We start from the raw sequence: 19,042 nt of genomic DNA, 5'->3' as shown, positions 1-19,042 counted from the left end.
TCAGGCCACGACCAGCGCGACGCCCGCGGCGACCAGGACCGCGCCGGCCAGCCGGACCCGGGTGACCCGCTCCTGACCGGTGGCGGCGAGCAGCAGCACCGCCACCGCGACGCTGGTCTCGCGCACCGCCGAGACCGGTCCTGCCGGGGCCATCGTCAATGCCACCAGCACCAGGCCGTAGGCGAGGTAGATCCCCAGCCCCGTGGCCACCGTCCGCCAGGCGTCGCGGCCCCGGAGGGTTCCCGCCAGCGCCCGCCGACCCCCGGACGTCCTCGCCAGGGCAGCGGTCCGGGCGACGGCGGACACCCCGTGGACGACCACCAGCAGCGCGATCGGCGAGGCGTGCCCCAGGGCCACGGCGTCCAGCAGCGTGTAGCCGGCGATGCAGGTCCCGACGCCGAGCGCGAGCAGCAGCTGGGCGGGCCGGACCCCGGGCCCGATCCCGCGGACCAGCAGGATGCCGGCCACGACCACCAGCACCCCCGCCGCGGCGTACCACCCGACGTCCTGGTCGAGGGCGAGCCACCCGCCGAGGAGCACCAGCACCGGGGCGCTGCCGCGTGCGACCGGGTAGATCACGCCCATCGGTGCGCGCCGGTACGCCGCGGCGAGGCCGACGAAGTAGCCGACCGAGCAGGCGACCGAGCCCGCGACCCAGGGCCAGGCGGCCGCCTCCCAGCGCAGGTCCACCAGCGCGAGCGGCGCGACGACGACCGCCCCGACGAGCAGGCCGACGGCCGAGCTGGCGGCGGGGTCGCGGGACCCGGCGAGCAGCTGGTTCCACAGCGCGTGGACCACGGCCGCGGCCAGGGTCACCAGCAGCGCCGCGGTCGTCACATCGGGCATTGTCACGAAGATGCCGCGGTCCGGGGCGGGGTTGGGCGCAAACTCCTGCGGCGTTGTCGGCCGATCGACGTAAAGTGCCGCCCGTGGCAGACGGTGACTCGATGATCTCGGCGCGGGGCCTGCGCAAGAGCTTCGGCGGCTTCGAGGCGGTGCGCGGCATCGACGTCGACGTCCGCCGGGGCGAGGCGTTTGGGTTCCTCGGGCCGAACGGCGCCGGCAAGTCCTCCACGATGCGGATGGTGGCGGCGGTCTCGCCGGTGAGCGGCGGCGAGCTGCGCATCCTCGGCATGGACCCGGCCACCCACGGCCCGCAGATCCGGGCCCGGCTCGGGGTCTGCCCCCAGGAGGACACGCTCGACGGCGAGCTCAACGTCCGCGAGAACCTCTACATCTACGGCCGCTACTTCGGGATCCCCAAGGCGGAGGTCCGCGAGCGCGTCGACGAGCTGCTGGAGTTCGTGCAGCTGACCGAGAGGGCCGGCGCCAAGGTCGAGGACCTCTCCGGCGGGATGAAGCGGCGCCTCACCATCGCCCGCTCGCTGGTCAACCGCCCCGACCTGCTGCTCCTCGACGAGCCCACGACCGGCCTGGACCCGCAGGCCCGCCACGTCCTGTGGGACCGGCTCTTCCGGCTCAAGCAGGCCGGGGTGACGCTGGTGATCACCACGCACTACATGGACGAGGCCGAGCAGCTGTGCGACCGGCTGGTCGTCATGGACAAGGGCGTCATCGTCGCCGAGGGCTCCCCGCTGACCCTGATCCGCGAGCACTCCACCCGCGAGGTCGCCGAGCTCCGCTTCGGCGTCGCGGCCGAGGGGGAGTCCCACGACGCGCTGGCCGACAAGGTCGCCGACCTCGGCGACCGGGTCGAGGTGCTGCCCGACCGGCTGCTGGTCTACAGCGACGACGGCGAGGAGGTGCTCGCCAAGGTCCACGAGCGCGGCCTGGAGCCGGTCGCCACGCTGGTGCGGCGCTCCTCGCTGGAGGACGTCTTCCTGCGGCTCACCGGCCGCACCCTGGTCGACTGATGACGGCCGCACTCCCGCTGCGCGAGGGCGTCGGACGCCAGGTGGACTACTGGCTCACGGTCGCCCGCCGGACCTGGCGGGGCTCGGTCGTCTCCTCGTTCCTCTCCCCGCTGCTCTATGTGGTCGCGATGGGCGTCGTGCTCGGCGGGTTCATCGACGGCGACCCCGACCAGCTCGAGGGCGCCCCGTCGTACCTCGCGTTCGTGGTCCCGGGCCTGATCGCCTCCCACGCGATGCAGACGGCGGTGGGGGAGACCACCCACCCGGTGATGAGCATGATCAAGTGGCAGCGGGTCTACGACTCGATGCTCGCCACGCCGCTGCAGGTGCCGCACGTGGTCGCCGCCCACCTCGGCTTCGTGCTGTTCCGGCTGGTCGCGACCTGCGCGGTCTTCACGCTGGTGCTGGCGCCGTTCGGGGTCTTCGAGACCTGGTGGGGCGCGGTCCTGGCGCTGCTCGCGCAGGTGCTGGTCGGCTTCTGCTTCGCGACCCTCGTGTACGGCGTGAGCGCGCGGCTGCGCAACGAGGAGGGCTTCGGGGTGATCTTCCGGCTCGGGGTGTTCCCGCTGTTCCTCTTCTCCGGCGCGTTCTTCCCGGTCACGAACCTCGGCGAGGTCGGCGCCTGGGTGGCCCGGCTGACCCCGCTGTGGCACGGCGTGAACCTGTCCCGGATGTTCGCGCTGGACCACATCACCTGGTGGGTGGCGGGCGTCAACGTCCTGGTGCTGGTGGTGCTCACGGTCCTCGGCTGGTTCTGGTCGGTCTCCGGCCTGGCGAAGCGGATGGCGTCGTGAGCGCCGTCGACGCGCCCGGCCGCGCCGAGCCGCTGGGCCCGCTCGCGGCCATGCGGATGCTGATGCTGCGCAACTACCTCAGCTACCGCGCCGCGTGGAAGCTCTACCTGACCGGCTTCCTGGAGCCGTTCTTCTACCTGCTCTCGATCGGCATCGGCGTCGGCCAGCTGATCGAGACCTTCGAGTTCAACGGCCAGGCGATCCCGTACGCCGAGTTCGTCGCCCCCGGCATGCTCGCCGCGTCCGCGATGAACGGCGCCCTGCTCGACAGCACGTTCAACGTGTTCTTCAAGATGAAGTACGAGAAGCTCTACGACCAGATCCTGGCCACGCCGATGACCACCGGTGACGTCGCGCGCGGCGAGATCGCCTGGGGCCAGCTGCGCGGCGGCAGCTACTCGGCCGCGTTCCTGGTCGTGATGGTGGCGATGGGCCTGGTGCACTCGTGGTGGGCGCTGCTCGCGCTGCCCGCGACGCTGCTGATCGGGTTCGCCTTCAGCGCGGTGTGCATGGCGGTGACGACGTGGATGAAGTCCTGGCAGGACTTCGAGAAGGTCACGCTCGTGCAGCTGCCGCTGTTCCTGTTCTCGGCGACGTTCTTCCCGATCACCGCGCTGGACGGCTGGGCGCGGGGGATCGTCGAGGTGACCCCGCTCTACCGCGGCGTCGTGCTGTGCCGGGAGCTCACCACGGGCTCGCTGACCTGGGCCTCGGCGATCTCGGTGGTCTACCTCGTGCTGATGGGCATCGCCGGGCTGCTCGTCGTACGGCGCCGGCTCGGCACGCTGCTGCTCACCTGACCGGAGCCCGGCCCGACCTGCCGCGGCGCCGTCAATCCAGCAGGAGCTGGAAGAACTCGGTGTCGACCCAGGTGTCGAGCTTGTGCCCCACCTCGCGCAGCACCCCGGCGGAGGCGAACCCGCACGCCAGGTGCAGCGCCCGGCTGGCCGGGTTCGGCAGGGCGACGACCGCGAGGACCACGTGCGCCCCGTCGGCCCGCAGCCGGGCCAGCAGCTCGTCGTACAGCAGCCGGCCCAGGCCGCGGCCGCGGGCCCGCGGCGCCAGGTGGATCGAGGTCTCGCGGGTGGCGGCGTAGGCCGGCCGGGGCCGGTACGCCGAGGAGTAGGCGTAGCCCTGCACGCCGTCGTCGTCGATCGCGACCAGGAAGTGGTGCGGCCGGAGCGTGGCGGCCAGCTTCCCCGCCCAGTCCTCCAGCGAGGGCGGCAGCACGTCGAAGGTGGACGTCGAGGTCCGCACCTGCTCGGCGTAGATCGCCTGCACCGCCGCCAGGTCCTCGACCCTCGCGGCGCGCACGCCCGGTGCGCCCGCCGGTCCCGGAGGTGGAGTCATGGCGCCATCTTGGCCGACGTTGGCAGGATCGGCGGCTGCGACGCCCCCGGGCAGGCACGAGGATGGGCGGGTGACGACAGACACCGGGCGGCCGACCGCCCCGCCCGCCATCGCGCCCGACACCAAGGACTGGACCTGGGTGTTGGAGCGCCCGTGCCCCGAGTGCGGATACCGCGCCGTGGCGGTGGACCGCGGCCGGATCGGGGCAGCGCTGCGGGCGGACGCCGACGGCTGGCTCCCGGTGCTCGCCCGTCCGGACGCCGGCCGGCGCCCCGCGGCGACGACCTGGTCGCCCCTCGAGTACGCCTGCCATGTGCGCGATGCCCATGTGCTCTTCGGCGAGCGGGTCGTGCGGATGCTCACCGAGGACGACCCGCACTTCGATAACTGGGACCAGGACGAGGCGGCGCTGCGTGGCGGCTACGCCCGGCAGGACCCGGCGGTCGTGGGCCGCCAGCTGGTCGAGGCGGCAGCTGCGGTCGCGGTGCTGTACGACGCCGTGCCCGAGGAGTCGTGGCAGCGCCCGGGCCGGCGCAGCAACGGCAGCCGGTTCACGATCGAGACCCTCGCCCGCTACCACCTCCACGACGCCGTCCACCACACCCACGACGTCGGCTGAACCGCCGGCCGCGGCGCCAGCGCCGGTGCCGGCGCGTGCGGTGGCCTCGTCTACCGTGAGAGCCGTGAGGCACACGGAGTTCTGGAGCCGGATGGAGCAGGCGCTGGGCGCCGGCTACGCCCGCAGCTGGGCCGACCAGTTCGTGATGAGCGACCTCGGCGGCCGGACCGCCAGCGAGGCGCTGGACGCCGGGGTGCCGCCCAAGCAGGTCTGGGCATCGGTCTGGCGGGCCCTGGAGCTGCCGGCCCGCGAGCGCTGACCCGCCCGCAGCGGCGATGGTCCCGCCCGGGCGTGGCGCGGGCTGACACAGTGGCGGCCATGAACGCGATCGCGGACGTGGCAGTCATCGGCGGCACCGGCTTCTACTCCTTTCTCGACGACTACACCGAGCACGCCGTCCGGACGCCGTACGGCGACCCCTCGGCGCCGATCGCGGTGGGCTCCGTCGGCGGGCGCCGGGTGGCGTTCCTGCCCCGGCACGGCCGGCACCACGAGTTCCCGCCGCACGCGATCCCGTACCGCGCGAACCTGTGGGCGCTGCGCTCCCTCGGCGTACGCCAGGTGCTCGCGCCGTGCGCGGTCGGCGGCCTGCGCCCGGAGGTGGCCCCCGGCGACCTGGTCGTCCCCGACCAGCTGGTCGACCGCACCTTCCGCCGGGTCGGCTCCTACGTCGAGACCGGTGCTGTGCACCTGCCGTTCGCTGACCCCTACTGCGCGCGGCTGTCCGGGGCGCTGAGCGACGCCGACCCGCAGGTCCGGCGGGGCGGCACGATGGTGATCATCGAGGGCCCCCGGTTCTCCACCCGCGCCGAGTCGCAGCAGTACGCCGCCGCCGGCTGGTCGCTGATCAACATGACCGGCGCCCCCGAGGCGGCGCTGGCCCGCGAGCTGGGCCAGTGCTACGTCGCGCTGGCCCTGGTCACCGACATGGACGCCGGGGTCGAGGCCGGTGGCGGCGTGGACCAGGAGGAGGTCTTCGCGCTGTTCCGCAAGAACCTGGACCGCCTCCAGGGGCTGCTGCGCACGGTGGTCGCCGACCTGCCGGACCCCGACGGCTGCACCTGCTCGACCTGGTCCGACGGCGTGGAGCTGACCTTCGAGGTGCCCGGCCCGTGAGGGTGCTGCTCACCGGCTCCGCCGGGTTCATCGGCACGGCGATCGGGGCGGCGCTCGAGGCGGCCGGCCACGAGGTGGTCCGCGTCGACATGATGCTGGACAAGGCGCACGGCGCGACGCAGGCGCCGGCGGGCACGCACCGCCTCGACGTGCGCGACGCCGCATCCTGGACCTCGCTGCTCACCGGCGTCGACGCGGTCTGCCACCAGGCGGCAGTGGTCGGAGCCGGGGTGGCCGTCGCCGACCTCCCGGACTACGCCGGGCACAACGACCTCGGCACCGCCGCGCTGCTGGCGGCCATGCACGTGGCCGGCGTCGACCGGCTGGTGCTGGCCTCCTCGATGGTCGTCTACGGCGAGGGCCGCTACACCTGCGCCGAGCACGGCGACCAGGCGCCGCCCCCGCGGGAGCGCGCCGCGCTGGACGCCGGCGACTTCGAGAACCACTGCCCGGTCTGCGGAGCGGACCTGGCCTGGGCGCTGGTCGACGAGGACGCCCGGCTGGACCCGCGCAGCTCCTACGCGGTCAGCAAGCTCGCCCAGGAGCACTACGCGTCGGCGTGGGTCCGCCAGGCCGACGCGAGCGCGGTGGCGCTGCGCTACCACAACGTCTACGGGCCGGGCATGCCCCGCGACACGCCGTACTCCGGGGTGGCGGCGATGTTCCGCTCCTCCCTGGAGCGCGGCGAGCGGCCGCAGGTCTTCGAGGACGGCGGCCAGATGCGCGACTTCGTGCACGTCGACGATGTCGCCCGCGCCAACCTGGCCGCGCTGCAGTCCGTCGTCGCCGACGACCCCGGCCGGTACGCCGCCTACAACGTCGCCTCCGGGCACCCGGTCGCGATCCGGGAGGTCGCCGAGCTGGTCGGGGCGGGCGTCGGCGGCGGGGTCCGGCCCGAGGTGACCGGCGGCTACCGGCTCGGCGACGTCCGGCACGTGGTCGCCTCGCCCGAGCTGGCCCGGACCGGGCTCGGGTTCGCCGCCGAGGTGCTGCCCCGCGACGGGCTGCGCGCGTTCGCGACGGCGCCGCTGCGCGCCTGATCGCTGCCGACCGCCCTCACCAGCTGGTGTAGAGGAGGTGCTGGACGACCAGCGCGCCGGCGACCTGGAGGCCCAGCCCCCAGCGTCGCCAGGCCGGGGGCAGCAGCCCCAGCGAGACGGTCAGCCACGGCACGAACAGCAGCCAGATCCGCTCGGTCTCCGCCTTGCTCATCCGGGACAGGTCCGCCGCCGCCATCGCGACCGCGGCGGCGGCCACCAGCAGCACGGCCGGCCGGGAGAGCCGGCGGGCGCCGGCCGCGGCGTACGCCAGCCCCGCGCCGAGCAGCGGGCCCGCGCAGACCAGGAGGGCGCCGAGGTTGGCCCACAGCCAGTACGACGCGGGCCGGTCTGCGGCGATGCCGTCCCAGTAGCGCTCGCTCAGCACCGGGTAGGCCTCCCACCAGGCGAACCCGGCGGCGGCGAAACCGAGCACCACCGCGAGCGCCGTGCCCGCGGCCAGCGGCAGCGGCCACCAGGACCGGGCGGCGAGGAGCACCGCGAGCGCGACCACCCCGAGCAGCGGCAGGCCGTAGGACATCAGCGACCCGTAGCCCAGCAGCAGGCCGGCCAGCAGCGACCAGGCCACCAGGGCCCCGCGGCCCGGCGCCGTGGCGGCCAGGGCGAGCGCCGCCAAGCCCCAGGCGGCGACCGCCGCGAACAGGGCGTCGGCCGAGACCGCCATGAAGACGGCGGCCGGGGTCAGCACCAGGAACGGCGCGGCCCGGCGGGCGACGTCCTCGGCGTCGAGCGCGCGCAGCGTGGTCAGCACCGCCAGCGCGGTGGTCGCGGCGAGCGCGACCACGACGAGCGCCGCCGCCAGGTCGCCGCCGAGGCCGACCCGGACCAGCAGCACGAAGAACAGCAGCGCGCCGGGCGGGTGGCCGGCCACGTGGGTCGGCCAGTTGTCCTCGTGGGCGTACGGGATCCGGTCCACGTACCCGCGCAGCAGCGCGCCGACGTCGTCGACCTCGCGCGCGGTCGGGAGGTACTCGTAGTCGTTGCCGAGCACCCGGGTCAGCCCGCTGGTGCCGTCGACCAGCGCCAGCGCGAGCAGCCACGCCAGCCCGGCGGCGTACGACGCGAGGAGCAGGCGACGCCAGGGCAGCCGCTCGGCGAGACCGGGGCCGTAGCGCCAGCCCAGCAGCGCGAGCAGCAGCGCCGGCACCGTGCCGGGACCGAGCAGCTGGGGGTGCCACAGGCCGTGCAGCGGCGGCACCTCGAGGTCCGAGGCGTTGCGCGGCGCCCGGGAGGCGACCTCCCACTCCAGCCACCGCGGCAGCCCGAAGGCGAGTCCGACCAGGACCAGAGCCAGGACCAGGCCCAGCCAGGGCGCCAGGCGCGCGCGGGTCGAGGTCACGGCCCCGACCCTAGGGCGTGCGGCCACGTCGGCCGGGGAGGCGGGGTTTCGACATGGCGCTCGCAGAGCACCTGTTCCCATGGCTGTCTGTGACCTCGTGCTCCCGTGCCGGGACGAAGCCCCGGCGCTCGAGGCGCTGCTGCCCCGGATGCCCCCCGAGCTGGCGGTCGTGGTGGTCGACAACGGCTCGGTCGACGACACCGCGGAGGTCGCGCGGCGGCTCGGCGCGCGGGTGGTGCACGAGGCGCGGCCCGGGTACGGCGCCGCCGTGCACGCCGGCATCCTGGCCGCCACCCACGACCTGGTAGGCGTCATGGACGGCGACGGCTCCTTCGATCCCGCGCAGCTGCTGCCGCTCGTGGCCGACGTCGAGTCCGGGCGCGCCGACCTGGCCATCGGCCGCCGCCGCCCGGTCGCCCGCGGCGTCTGGCCCTGGCACGCCCGGGCCGGCAACGCGCTGCTGGTCGCCTGGCTGCGCCGGCGCATCGACCTCGACGCCCACGACATCGCGCCGATGCGGGTGTGCCGGCGCGCCGACCTGCTCGCGCTCGACGTCCGGGACCGGCGCTTCGGCTACCCGCTCGAGCTGATGCAGAAGGCCACGCTGGCGGGCTGGCGGGTCAGCGAGCGGGACGTGGACTACCACCCGCGGGCCGCCGGCACCCGGTCCAAGGTCTCCGGCTCGGTCCGCGGCACGCTGCGCACCGCCCGGGACTTCTGGGGCGTGATCTCGTGACGCCGCCGGGGACGCGTGGCACAGGGGGCGAGGCGCCCCGGATGCTGCCCCGGATGCTCGTGGTGGCCAAGGCGCCGGTGCCCGGACAGGTGAAGACCCGCCTGGGCGAGGTCGTGGGGATGGCCGCCGCGGCCGAGGTCGCCGCCGCGGCGCTGCTGGACACCCTGGCCGTGTGCCGACGCGCGGTCGGGGCCGAGCGCTGCCACCTGAGCCTCGCCGGCCACCTCGCCGACGCCGTCCGCGCCGACGAGCTGGCCCGCGAGCTGGTCGGGTGGAGCGTGGTGCCGCAGCGCGGCCGGGACTTCGGCGACCGTCTCGCACACGCCCACCGAGGCGTCCCGGGGCCGGTCGTGCAGGTCGGCATGGACACCCCGCAGGTGACCGAGGACCTGCTGCTGACGGTCGCGGCCGGGCTGGCGGAGCACGACGCGGTGCTCGGGCCCGCCGAGGACGGGGGCTGGTGGGTGCTGGCGCTGCGCGACCCGGCCCGCGCCGCGGTGCTCTCCGGGGTCGCGATGTCCACGCCCACGACGTACGCCGACACCCGCGCCGCGCTCGTCGCCGACGGATGCCGGGTCGGCACGGCGTCCGCGCTGCGCGACGTCGACGAGGTCGCCGACGGCCACCTGGTCGCCGCGCAGGCCCCCGGCAGCCGGTTCGCGCGGGCCTGGTCCGGAGTGGGGGCCCTCGGATGACCCTGCGCGAGGAGTCGTTCACGAGCGTGTTCGCCCAGGCCCTGCGCGGCGAGCCGTGCCGGGTGCACGGCCTCGCCGCCGAGCCCGAGCGGCTCCCGGTCACCGTCTGGTCGCAGGAGGCGGGACCGGTCGACCGCGAGATGCTCAGCCACTGCGTGGGCCCGACCCTCGACGTCGGCTGCGGGCCGGGGCGGATGGCGGCCCAGCTCCTCGGCGCCGGGCACGTCGTGCTCGGCATCGACGTGGTCCCCGAGGCCGTCTGGCAGACCCGCGGGCGCGGGGTCGTGGCGCTGCACCGCGACGTCTTCGACCCGGTGCCGGGGGAGGGCCGCTGGCAGACCGCGCTGCTCGCCGACGGCAACGTCGGGATCGGCGGCGACCCCGTCGCGCTGCTGAGCCGGGTGCGCGAGCTGCTCGGCCCGCGGGGGCGGGTCGTCGCGGAGCTCGCCGGCCCCGGCGTACCCATGTCCAGCCGGACGGTGCGGCTGGAGTGCGCCGGCGCCCACAGCCGTCCGTTCAGCTGGGCCGTCGTCGGCACCGACGACGCCGCGCCGGTCGCCGCCGCGGCCGGCCTCGCCGTCCGCGGCACCCACGGCCGGGCCGGCCGGTGGTGGGCGGTCCTCGAGCGCGAAGGAGACAGGAGCGTGGCATGAGACGCCCGCGGGTGCCGGCGCCCGAGGACTTCGGGTCCCGGCTGCACAGCGCCGCCGTCGCGGCGCGGGTGGGGCTGTGGCTCGGCATCTGCTTCGGCGTCGCGTTCCTCACCGGGCTGCTCAGCCACTACGCCCAGAACCCCTCCCAGCCGGTGCCGTTCCCGACCAGCCCGGCCTGGGGCTACCGGCTGACCCAGGGCCTGCACGTGGTCGCCGGCACGGCCGCCGTGCCGCTGCTGCTGGTCAAGCTCTGGACCGTCTATCCGCGGTTCCTGCGGCGCCCGGCGCGCGGCGTACGACGGCTGGTGCTGGACGTGCTGGAACGCCTCTCGATCGGCGTGCTGGTGGCCGCGGCGGTCTTCCAGCTCGCCACCGGGCTGGCGAACTCCTCGCAGTGGTATCCGTGGGCCTTCTCGTTCCGGGCCACCCACTACGCGGTCGCGTGGGTCGCCGTCGGTGCCCTGGCGCTGCACGTCGCGGTCAAGCTCCCGGTGATCCGCACGGCCCTGACCCGCGATGTCGAGGACCCGGCGCTGGACCCGCCCACCGCGACCCGCGGCGGGGCGCTCTCGCGCCGGGGCCTGCTGCGCGCCACCTGGGCGGCCGCCGGCGTCGCGGTGCTGGCGACCGCCGGGAGCACGCTGCCGGTCCTGCGCCGGGTCTCGGTGCTCGGCGTGCGCAGCGGGGACGGGCCGCAGGGGGTGCCGATCAACACCTCGGCCGAGGCCGCCGGGGTCCTGGACCGGGCCGCGGACCCCGGCTGGCGGCTGACGGTGACGTCCGGGGAGCGGGTGGTGGAGCTGAGCCTCGACGACCTGCGGGCGCTGCCCCAGCGGACCGAGTCGCTGCCGATCGCGTGCGTCGAGGGCTGGAGCGCCGGCGGCGAGTGGACCGGCGTACGGCTGCGCGACCTGCTCGACCTCGTCGACGCGCCGGCCGGGCGGGACGTGCGGGTGGCATCGCTCCAGGAGTCCGGGCCGTTCCGGATCACGCTGCTCCAGGACGGCTTCGCCGACGACGACCGGACCCTGGTGGCGCTGGCCCTGGCCGGGGAGCCGCTCGTCCTCGACCACGGCTTCCCGGCCCGGTTGATCGCCCCGAACCGGCCCGGCGTGCTGCAGACCAAGTGGCTCGCGCGGCTCGAGGTGCTGGCGTGATCGGGCGGGTCCTCCTGGGGGCCGCCGGCGCGAGCGTCGCGGCGTACGGCGGGTGGTTGCTGCTCTCCCGCCAGGAGCCCGACCAGCTCGTGGGCGCCGGCACCTGGCTGGTCCTCGGCGTGCTGCTGCACGACCTGGTGCTGGTGCCGCTGACAGTGCTCGTGGCCTGGCTCGGCACCCGGCTGCTGCCTCGGGGCGCCCGCGGCCCGGCGGCCGTGGTGCTGGTCGTGCTGGGATCGATGACCCTGGTGGCGGTGCCGGTGCTGGGCCGGTTCGGCCGGCGACCGGACAACCCCACGCTGCTGGACCGCGACTACACCACGGGCTGGCTGGTGACTGCCGGCCTGGTCCTGGGCGTCGCGGGAGCCGTCGGCCTGCTCGGGCGGCTGCGGAGCCGCCCGGCCGACACGCCGGGGGACCACCACCCATGATCGAACACGTGTTCGGGCTAGTGTGGGTGCACAGGTACGACGCGGGACGAGGTTGTCCACAGCAGCGACCGGGCTGATCAGGCTCTGTCGGTGGCTCGCCCTAGCGTCGACGACGTACCTGGGACACCGACGATCGAATGGGATGTGCGCACATGGCTGGTGGAGACCGCGACAAGGCACTCGATGTGGCCCTCGCGAACATCGAGAAGCAGTTCGGCAAGGGCTCGGTCATGCGACTGGGCGACGAGACCCGCGCTCCGCTGGAGGTGATCCCGACCGGCTCGATCGCGCTCGACATCGCCCTCGGCCTCGGCGGGCTGCCCCGCGGCCGCGTGGTGGAGATCTACGGCCCGGAGTCCTCCGGCAAGACCACTGTCGCCCTGCACGCGGTGGCCAGCGCCCAGGCCGGCGGCGGGCTGGTGGCGTTCATCGACGCCGAGCACGCCCTGGACCCGGAGTACGCGAAGAACCTCGGCGTCGACACCGACGCGCTGCTGGTCTCCCAGCCCGACTCCGGTGAGCAGGCGCTGGAGATCGCCGACATGCTGGTCCGCTCCGGCGCGCTCGACCTGATCGTCATCGACTCCGTGGCGGCGCTGGTGCCCCGCGCGGAGATCGAGGGCGAGATGGGCGACAGCCACGTCGGCCTCCAGGCGCGGCTGATGAGCCAGGCGCTGCGCAAGATGACCGGTGCCCTCAACAACTCCGGCACGACCGCGATCTTCATCAACCAGCTGCGCGAGAAGATCGGCGTCATGTTCGGGTCCCCGGAGACCACGACCGGTGGCCGGGCGCTGAAGTTCTACTCCTCGGTGCGCCTCGACGTGCGCCGCATCGAGACGCTCAAGGACGGCACCGACATGGTCGGCAACCGGACCCGCGTCAAGGTCGTCAAGAACAAGGTCGCGCCGCCGTTCAAGCAGGCCGAGTTCGACATCATGTACGGCAAGGGCATCAGCCGCGAGGGCAGCCTGATCGACGTCGGCGTCGAGGCGGGCATCGTCCGCAAGGCCGGCGCCTGGTACACCTACGACGGCGACCAGCTCGGCCAGGGCAAGGAGAACTCCCGCAAGTTCCTCAAGGACAACCCGGACCTCGCCAACGAGCTGGAGAAGAAGATCCTCGAGAAGCTCGGGATCGGCGCGACCGTCGACGCCGCTGCCGACCTGCCGGCCGACCCGATCGGCGTCGACGACTTCTGAGACCGGGTCTCGACAGGCTCGATCAGCGGATCTCGAGGGGGGACGGGCTGTGCTGCCGGAGGATGACCGGCCGCCGCCGGCGTGGCTGGGCGACGTCTCGGTGGGCGTGGACGCCTGGACGCAGCGGGCGGCTCCCGCGTCGGACCAGGGCGAGTCGCGGGGTCCCGGGGACGGGGCTCCGCGGTCCGGGCGGCGTTCGTCCGGACGCCGCCAGTCCGGACGCCGCCAGTCCGAACGACGTCGTCCGGGCACCCCTCCGCCGCCCGACGCGGTGGCCGAGGGGCCGCCCGCCGATCCCGAGGCGGTCGCGCGCAAGATCCTGCTCGACCAGCTGACCGGCCAGGCGCGCAGCCGCAAGGAGCTCAGCGACAAGCTCGCCGCCAAGGCCGTGCCCGAGGACGTCGCGACCCGGCTGCTGGACCGCTTCGAGGAGGTCGGTCTCGTCGATGACGAGGCCTTCGCCCGATCCTGGATCGCCAGCCGGCAGCCCGGCAAGGGCCTGGCCCGCCGGGCGCTGGCCCAAGAGCTGCGGCGCAAGGGGATCGAGGACACGGTGGCCCGCGAGGTCCTCGACGAGATCGACCCCGCCGACGAGGAGACCGCGGCGCGCGCGCTGGTCCGCAAGAAACTGCGCACGCTGACCCGGGTCGACGACGCCACCGCCACCCGGCGCCTGGTCGGCATGCTCGGACGCAAGGGCTACCCGCCCGGGATGGCGTTCTCGGTCGTCCGCGACGAGCTCGCGGCGGCCGGTCGCGAGGAGCCGGACCCCGGGTTCGACTGACCCGACCCGCCCGCCGCGGCAGCGGGGCCGGGGTCGCTAGGGTGTGCCGGTGATCCCGACCGTGGCCGTGACCCGCTACGTGACGCCGCTGCGCGAGGGCGGGTCGCTGCCGGGGCTGGTCGAGGCCGAGGACCTCGGCATCTACGTCTGCAAGTTCCGGGGCGCCGGTCAGGGAGTGCGGGTCCTGGTCGCGGAGGTCATCGCCGCGGAGCTGGCCCGCCGGATCGGGCTGCGCACCCCGCGGCTGGTCGGGCTCGACCTGGACGCCGAGCTCGCGCGCTACGAGGCGGACGAGGAGGTCCAGGACCTGCTCGTGGCCAGTGTCGGCCTGAACCTCGGCGTCGACTTCCTCCCCGGGTCCTTCGGCTACGACGCGGAGGTCCGCACCGACGCGGCCGAGGCCGCGAAGGTGCTCTGGCTCGACGCGTTCTGCGCCAACGTGGACCGCAGCTGGCGCAACCCCAACCTCCTGGTCTGGCACGGCGACCTGTGGGTGATCGACCACGGGGCCTCGCTGTACTTCCACCACGCCTGGTCCGGAGGCATCACCGACCCGGCCCGCTTCGCCGCGCAGCCGTGGTCCCTGGACGACCACGTGCTCGCCGGGTACGCCGAGGGCCTGCCGGCGGCCGATGCCGACGTCCGCACGCGGCTGGGCGACATCGACTTCGTCGAGATCCTCTCCCTGGTGCCGGACGCCTGGCTGGAGCCGGTCCCGGGCGCCGAGACCCCGCAGGCGGTGCGCGCGGCGTACGTCGACTTCCTCACCGCGCGCTTCGCGACCCGTCAGTGGCTGCCGGGGGCGGCCCGATGACCGCCCGGCTGCCCTACCAGTACGTCGTCCTGCGCTGCGTGCCGCGCGTGGACCGCGGGGAGTTCCTCAACGTCGGCGTGGTCCTCTATTGCCAGGAGACGGACTTCCTCGGTGCGGCGTGGGACGTCGACCACGACCGTCTCCGCGCGGTCTTTCCCGCCCTGGACACCGACCAGGTCTGCGAGGCGTTGGCCTTCGTCGAGGGAGTCTGTGCCGGGGACCAGCGCGGCGGCGCTGCGGCCGGCCGTCCGACCAGCCAGCGCTTCGGGTTCCTCAAGGCCCCCCGCAGCACGGTCCTCCAGCCCGGCCCCGTCCACGGCGGCGTCACCACCGACCCGCCCGCCCAGCTCGACCGCCTCCTCACCCAGCTCGTCCGCTGACGCGGTAGCAGCGCGACCCGGCAGTTCTGGTCGCCCAGGGCAGCGCGACCCGGCAGTTCTGGTCGCTGGAAACACGCCGACCCGGCACTTCTGGTCGCGCGGTGGCGACCAGAAGTGCCGGGTCAGGGGCAGTACGGCGACCAAAGGTGCCGGGTCGGCGGTCAGGTCCGGCTCAGACCGGGACCAGCTCGACGGCGCCGACGGCGTAGCGGGCCAGGATCGTGCGGGCGACCTCGGGGTGGGCGCCGAGCGGGGCGGAGACCGCGACCGCGCCGGCCTCCAGGGCGAGCTCGGCGGCCCGGTCCGGGAGGAGGCCCGGGGCGAGGAAGAGCGAGGCGACAGCGATGTGGCGTCGACCCTCCGCGCGGAAGGCCCGGACGGCCTCGCCGGCGGCCGGCGGGGCGGCCGAGGCGAACGCTGCGGTCACCGGCAGCTTGTGGTGGGCGCCCCAGAGCCGGCCGAGCCGGGCGACTGCCTGGTTCGCGAGCGGGTCGCTGGACCCGGCAGCGGCCAGGACGAGCGCGTCGAGCTCGCGGACCCGCGCCTCGGTGAGTGCCTGGCGCAGCCGGACGTCGAGGACCTCCAGGAACCGGGCCTCGAGCCCGAGCACCGAGGTCGCCCGGATCTTCAGCGCCGGGTGCCGCTCGGTCGCCGCCGCGACGGCGGAGGGCACGTCGACCTTGGCGTGGTAGGCCTCGGTGAGCAGCAGCGGCACGACCACGATCTCCTCGTGGCCGGCCTTGACGAGCCGGTCGACGACCGTCTGGAACGACGGCCGGGACAGCTCCAGGAAGGCCTGCTCGATGCGCAGGTCGGGGCGCATCGAGCGGACCTCGTTGACCAGGGCGGTGATGGTCTGGGCGGACCGGGGATCACGGCTTCCGTGAGCCAGGGCCACGAGTGCGGGAGCAGCCATCAGTGCGGCCTCCTCGAGTGTGGTGCGCGGGCGGGGAACGGGCCGACTGCGCTGTCGGTCCGGAGACGGGGCGAGGCGAGACGGGACGACTCGGGGCGAGACGGCGCGGGCCGCGACGAGGTGGCCATCACGTGTGGATCCCGCACTCGGTCTTGGCGGTGCCGGCCCAGCGGCCCGAGCGCGGGTCCTCGCCGGGGGCGACGCGTCGGGTGCAGGTCGAGCAGCCGATGGAGGGGTAGCCGTCGTAGACGAGCGGGTTCACCAGCACGCCGTTCTCGGCGATGTAGCGCTCCATCTGCTCATCGGACCACCGCGCCAGCGGCGAGACCTTGACCTTGCCCTTCTTGGCGTCCCAGCCGATGACCGGCGCGATGACGCGGTTGCGCGTCTCGGCCCGGCGCAGGCCGGTGGCCCAGGCGTCGTAGTCGGACAGCATTCGGCTCAGCGGCTCGACCTTGCGCAGCTTGCAGCACAGGTCGGGGTCGGTCTTGTACAGGTCCTTGCCGTACGTCGCGTCCTGCTCGGCCACGCTCTGCACGGGCGTGATCGAGAGCAGGTTGACGTCCATCGTCGCCGCGACGGCGTCGCGGGTCCCGATGGTCTCCACGAAGTGGTAGCCGGTGTCGAGGAACAGCACGTCGATGCCGGGCACGACCTTGGAGACCAGGTGCGCCAGCGCGGCGTCGCCCATCGAGGAGGTCACGCAGAACCGCTCGCCGAAGGTGGCGGCGGCCCACTCCACGATGACCTCGGCCGGCGCCAGCTCGAGCTCGGCGCCCCAGTGCGAGACGATCTCGCGCAGCTCCTCGGGGCTGCGGCCCTCGGTCTGGGCGCCGCGGGCGGCGCGCGCCAAGACGGTCGCGGACACGGCGGTCATCGGCTCACCCCCGGGCTCCCCGGGCGGATGATCCCCAGCATCTTCAGCGAGAACGCACGCAGGCAGCCGCGGCACTCCCAGGTGCCGTGGGGGGAGCTGATCTCGCCGGACTCCGAGACCACCTCGTGGGGACGGAGGTCCTCCTCCCCGCAGAACGGGCAGTGGAACGGAACGGCGCGCTCGCTCATCGGTCCGCCGGTTCGAGGGTCTTCTCGCCGCGCAGCAGGTCCTCGTCGGCGCGCGCCACCCAGTCCGCGAAGGACTCCTGGGGCTCGCGGTTGGTGAGGTAGTTGGTGACCACGGAGGTGATGTAGTCGTCCAGCCCGGCGCTGGTGACCTTGTGGGCGCGCAGCTTGCGGCCGAAGTTCGCCTTCAGCCCCAGCGCGCCGCCGAGGTGCACCTGGAAGCCCTCGACCTGCTCGCCGTCGGCGACGACCAGCTGGCCCTTGAGGCCGATGTCGGCGACCTGGGTGCGGGCGCAGGCGTTGGGGCAGCCGTTGACGTTGACAGTGATCGGGGTGTCGAGCTCGGGGAAGCGGCGCTCGAGCTCGGCGACCAGCCGGCGGGCGCGCTCCTTGGTGTCGACGATCGCGAGCTTGCAGAACTCGATGCCGGTGCAGGCCATCGTGTTGCGCCGCCAGTTCGAGGGGCGCGCTGAGAGCCCGATCGCGTCGAGGCGGACGATCAGCTCCTCGACGACGGCCGGCTCGACGCCGATCAGCACGATCTTCTGGTACGGCGTGAGGCGCGCGCCGGCGACGGCGTACTCCTCCATCAGCTCGGCCAGCTGCAGCAGCAGGCTGCCGGAGACCCGGCCGACGGTCGGGGCGATGCCGATGTACTTCTTGCCGTCCTGCTGCTCGTGCACGCCGATGTGGTCGCGGTGGCCGACCGGCTGCTCGGGAGAGGGGTTGGAGACCAGGGTCCGGCCCAGGTACTCCTTCTCGAGCACCTCGCGGAACTTCTCGACGCCCCAGTCGGCGACGAGGAACTTCAGGCGGGCACGCGAGCGGAGCCGGCGGTAGCCGTAGTCGCGGAAGATCGACGCGACGCCCTCCCAGGCGTCGGCGACCTCGTCGAGCGGGATCCAGACGCCGAGCTTCTGGGCCAGCATCGGGTTGGTGGACAGGCCGCCGCCGACCCACAGGTCGAAGCCGGGTCCGTGCTCGGGGTGCACGGTGCCGACGAACGAGATGTCGTTGACCTCGGGGGCCACGTCGTGGCTGGGGTGGCCGGTCAGGGCGGTCTTGAACTTGCGCGGGAAGTTCGAGAAGGCCGGGTTGCCGATGTAGCGGCGGTAGATCTCCTCCAGCGCCGGGGTCCCGTCGATGAGCTCGTCGGCAGCGACGCCGGCGACGGGGGAGCCGAGGAAGGGGCGCGGCGAGTCGCCGCAGGCCTCGAGGCTGCTCAGTCCGGCGTCGTCGAGGATGCCCCAGATCGTGGGGACGTCCTCGATGCGGATCCAGTGGTACTGGATGTTCTCGCGGTCGGTCACGTCGGCGGTGTCCCGGCCGTAGTCGCGCCCGATGGTGCCGAGCGCCCGGACGGCGGCCGGCGTGAGCAGCCGGCCGTCGGAGCGGACCCGCATCATGAAGTAGCGGTCGTCGAGCTCCTCCTCGGGCACGGTCGCGGTCTTGCCGCCGTCGAAGCCCGGGGCGCGCTGGGTGTAGAGGCCCATCCACCGGAACCGGCCGCGCAGGTCGGCGGGGTCGATGGAGTCGAAGCCGCGCTTGGAGTAGGTGTAGAGGATCCGGTCGCGGACGTTGAGCGGGTCATCGTCCTTCTTCGACTGCTCGTTCTTGTTCAGCGGCTCGGTGAAGCCGAACGCCCACTGGCCCTCGCCACGCTTGGGGCGGGGGACCTCGGTGTGGGCAGGAGCAGCGGCGGTGTAGCGCAGGTCAGGCATGGGGGAGTGGATCCTTCGCTGGAGGTCCCGCGCGACGGCGCGGAGAGAGATGACCGGAGAAGCTCAGCGAGGCGGACACATCATGCTGCGGGTGCGCCCGAAGTCCACGTGGCGACGGACCACGAGATGGGCGTGGGTAGCAGCGGAGACCATGTCAAGGAGTCTCAGTCTCCGGACCCCCTCCCCACAACCACCGGTCTCGTCTGGCGAGACGCGTCTCCAGCATATGAGACGAGTGTCGTGGGCCACGCCTGGGGATCGACGCCGATGCGACGCAGGTCACGTCGGTCGCCTCGGGATCGGCGGGGGACCCCCGTGGTCGCGGGCCTAGGGTGGGGACC

General features: G+C 74.1%; 23 protein-coding genes. 16 read left to right on the top strand and 7 right to left on the bottom strand.

The annotated features are described in order from the left end of the window. Window positions 1-846: an EamA family transporter gene (locus EBO35_RS11715; protein WP_122817869.1), complete on the bottom strand. Its 846-nt coding sequence runs from the start codon at window positions 844-846 to the stop codon at window positions 1-3. A gap of 83 nt (window positions 847-929) precedes the next feature. Between EBO35_RS11715 and EBO35_RS11710 the strand changes: the two genes are divergently transcribed. The 3 genes from EBO35_RS11710 to EBO35_RS11700 are packed head-to-tail and all read left to right on the top strand — an operon-like array spanning window position 930 to window position 3,468. Beyond that, window positions 930-1,874 (top strand): ABC transporter ATP-binding protein, encoded by a 945-nt coding sequence (locus EBO35_RS11710; protein ID WP_241153664.1) that lies wholly within the window; start codon window positions 930-932, stop codon window positions 1,872-1,874. Continuing rightward, window positions 1,874-2,668, top strand: coding sequence for an ABC transporter permease (locus tag EBO35_RS11705; RefSeq protein WP_122817867.1), 795 nt, complete (start codon window positions 1,874-1,876; stop codon window positions 2,666-2,668). The genes EBO35_RS11710 and EBO35_RS11705 overlap by 1 nt, the downstream gene beginning before the upstream one ends. After that, the gene (locus EBO35_RS11700; protein WP_241153663.1) at window positions 2,665-3,468 is read left to right on the top strand and encodes an ABC transporter permease; all 804 of its coding nucleotides are present in this window, start codon (window positions 2,665-2,667) and stop codon (window positions 3,466-3,468) included. The genes EBO35_RS11705 and EBO35_RS11700 overlap by 4 nt, the downstream gene beginning before the upstream one ends. A gap of 31 nt (window positions 3,469-3,499) precedes the next feature. Here the strand turns inward: EBO35_RS11700 and EBO35_RS11695 are convergent, their stop codons facing one another. Further along, window positions 3,500-4,018, bottom strand: a complete 519-nt coding sequence (locus EBO35_RS11695) for a GNAT family N-acetyltransferase (RefSeq protein ID WP_122817866.1) — start codon at window positions 4,016-4,018, stop codon at window positions 3,500-3,502. A gap of 70 nt (window positions 4,019-4,088) precedes the next feature. Between EBO35_RS11695 and EBO35_RS11690 the strand changes: the two genes are divergently transcribed. The 4 genes from EBO35_RS11690 (at window position 4,089) to EBO35_RS11675 (ending at window position 6,793) form a co-directional block, all read left to right on the top strand. Then, window positions 4,089-4,637 carry a DinB family protein gene (locus EBO35_RS11690; RefSeq protein ID WP_122817865.1) on the top strand — a complete coding sequence of 183 codons (549 nt, stop codon included), beginning with the start codon at window positions 4,089-4,091 and terminating at the stop codon, window positions 4,635-4,637. Window positions 4,638-4,701: 64 nt separating this feature from the next. Then, on the top strand, window positions 4,702-4,896 hold the full coding sequence (locus tag EBO35_RS11685; protein WP_122817864.1) for a DUF3046 domain-containing protein: 195 nt from the start codon (window positions 4,702-4,704) through the stop codon (window positions 4,894-4,896). A gap of 59 nt (window positions 4,897-4,955) precedes the next feature. Next, a complete protein-coding gene (locus tag EBO35_RS11680; RefSeq protein ID WP_122817863.1) occupies window positions 4,956-5,753 on the top strand; it encodes an S-methyl-5'-thioadenosine phosphorylase in 798 nt (265 codons plus the stop codon). Further along, window positions 5,750-6,793 carry an NAD-dependent epimerase/dehydratase family protein gene (locus EBO35_RS11675; protein ID WP_122817862.1) on the top strand — a complete coding sequence of 348 codons (1,044 nt, stop codon included), beginning with the start codon at window positions 5,750-5,752 and terminating at the stop codon, window positions 6,791-6,793. Before EBO35_RS11680 ends, EBO35_RS11675 begins: the two co-directional genes overlap by 4 nt. A 16-nt stretch (window positions 6,794-6,809) precedes the next feature. Here EBO35_RS11675 and EBO35_RS11670 read toward each other — a convergent pair whose 3' ends face one another. Next, window positions 6,810-8,150, bottom strand: coding sequence for a hypothetical protein (locus tag EBO35_RS11670; RefSeq protein WP_122817861.1), 1,341 nt, complete (start codon window positions 8,148-8,150; stop codon window positions 6,810-6,812). Window positions 8,151-8,229: 79 nt separating this feature from the next. Between EBO35_RS11670 and EBO35_RS11665 the strand changes: the two genes are divergently transcribed. The 9 genes from EBO35_RS11665 to EBO35_RS11625 all read left to right on the top strand — a co-directional run bounded on the left by EBO35_RS11665 (window position 8,230) and on the right by EBO35_RS11625 (window position 15,002). Further along, window positions 8,230-8,886 (top strand): glycosyltransferase family 2 protein, encoded by a 657-nt coding sequence (locus tag EBO35_RS11665; RefSeq protein WP_122817860.1) that lies wholly within the window; start codon window positions 8,230-8,232, stop codon window positions 8,884-8,886. A gap of 41 nt (window positions 8,887-8,927) precedes the next feature. Then, complete coding sequence (locus EBO35_RS11660) at window positions 8,928-9,581, top strand: TIGR04282 family arsenosugar biosynthesis glycosyltransferase (protein ID WP_122817859.1); 654 nt, start codon at window positions 8,928-8,930, stop codon at window positions 9,579-9,581. After that, a complete protein-coding gene (locus EBO35_RS11655) occupies window positions 9,578-10,234 on the top strand; it encodes a methyltransferase domain-containing protein (protein WP_122817858.1) in 657 nt (218 codons plus the stop codon). Before EBO35_RS11660 ends, EBO35_RS11655 begins: the two co-directional genes overlap by 4 nt. Then, window positions 10,231-11,391: a molybdopterin-dependent oxidoreductase gene (locus EBO35_RS11650; RefSeq protein ID WP_122817857.1), complete on the top strand. Its 1,161-nt coding sequence runs from the start codon at window positions 10,231-10,233 to the stop codon at window positions 11,389-11,391. The genes EBO35_RS11655 and EBO35_RS11650 overlap by 4 nt, the downstream gene beginning before the upstream one ends. Continuing rightward, window positions 11,388-11,822: a hypothetical protein gene (locus tag EBO35_RS11645; protein ID WP_122817856.1), complete on the top strand. Its 435-nt coding sequence runs from the start codon at window positions 11,388-11,390 to the stop codon at window positions 11,820-11,822. Before EBO35_RS11650 ends, EBO35_RS11645 begins: the two co-directional genes overlap by 4 nt. A gap of 152 nt (window positions 11,823-11,974) precedes the next feature. Next, entirely contained in the window at window positions 11,975-13,024 is a 1,050-nt protein-coding gene (gene recA, locus EBO35_RS11640) for a recombinase RecA (RefSeq protein WP_122817855.1), read from the top strand. 49 nt (window positions 13,025-13,073) lie between these two features. After that, window positions 13,074-13,808: a regulatory protein RecX gene (locus tag EBO35_RS11635; protein ID WP_122817854.1), complete on the top strand. Its 735-nt coding sequence runs from the start codon at window positions 13,074-13,076 to the stop codon at window positions 13,806-13,808. Between the two features lie 49 nt (window positions 13,809-13,857). Further along, a complete protein-coding gene (locus EBO35_RS11630) occupies window positions 13,858-14,622 on the top strand; it encodes a HipA family kinase (RefSeq protein ID WP_122817853.1) in 765 nt (254 codons plus the stop codon). Further along, window positions 14,619-15,002, top strand: coding sequence for a DUF3037 domain-containing protein (locus tag EBO35_RS11625; RefSeq protein WP_122819681.1), 384 nt, complete (start codon window positions 14,619-14,621; stop codon window positions 15,000-15,002). The genes EBO35_RS11630 and EBO35_RS11625 overlap by 4 nt, the downstream gene beginning before the upstream one ends. A gap of 172 nt (window positions 15,003-15,174) precedes the next feature. Here the strand turns inward: EBO35_RS11625 and EBO35_RS11620 are convergent, their stop codons facing one another. The 4 genes from EBO35_RS11620 to EBO35_RS11605 form a co-directional block, all read right to left on the bottom strand. Further along, on the bottom strand, window positions 15,175-15,918 hold the full coding sequence (locus tag EBO35_RS11620; RefSeq protein ID WP_122817852.1) for a sirohydrochlorin chelatase: 744 nt from the start codon (window positions 15,916-15,918) through the stop codon (window positions 15,175-15,177). Window positions 15,919-16,045: 127 nt separating this feature from the next. Further along, window positions 16,046-16,795 (bottom strand): phosphoadenylyl-sulfate reductase, encoded by a 750-nt coding sequence (locus EBO35_RS11615; protein WP_122817851.1) that lies wholly within the window; start codon window positions 16,793-16,795, stop codon window positions 16,046-16,048. Then, window positions 16,792-16,983, bottom strand: a complete 192-nt coding sequence (locus EBO35_RS11610) for a hypothetical protein (protein WP_122817850.1) — start codon at window positions 16,981-16,983, stop codon at window positions 16,792-16,794. The genes EBO35_RS11615 and EBO35_RS11610 overlap by 4 nt, the downstream gene beginning before the upstream one ends. Then, window positions 16,980-18,701 carry a nitrite/sulfite reductase gene (locus tag EBO35_RS11605; protein WP_122817849.1) on the bottom strand — a complete coding sequence of 574 codons (1,722 nt, stop codon included), beginning with the start codon at window positions 18,699-18,701 and terminating at the stop codon, window positions 16,980-16,982. Before EBO35_RS11605 ends, EBO35_RS11610 begins: the two co-directional genes overlap by 4 nt. Window positions 18,702-19,042: the final 341 nt, after the last annotated feature.

The sequence above is a fragment of the Nocardioides pantholopis genome (genome assembly GCF_003710085.1).
GTDB classification, from domain to species: domain Bacteria; phylum Actinomycetota; class Actinomycetes; order Propionibacteriales; family Nocardioidaceae; genus Nocardioides; species Nocardioides pantholopis.
The sequence above is the reverse complement of the archived record's forward strand: the minus strand, read 5'-3'. Positions and strand labels throughout refer to the sequence as shown.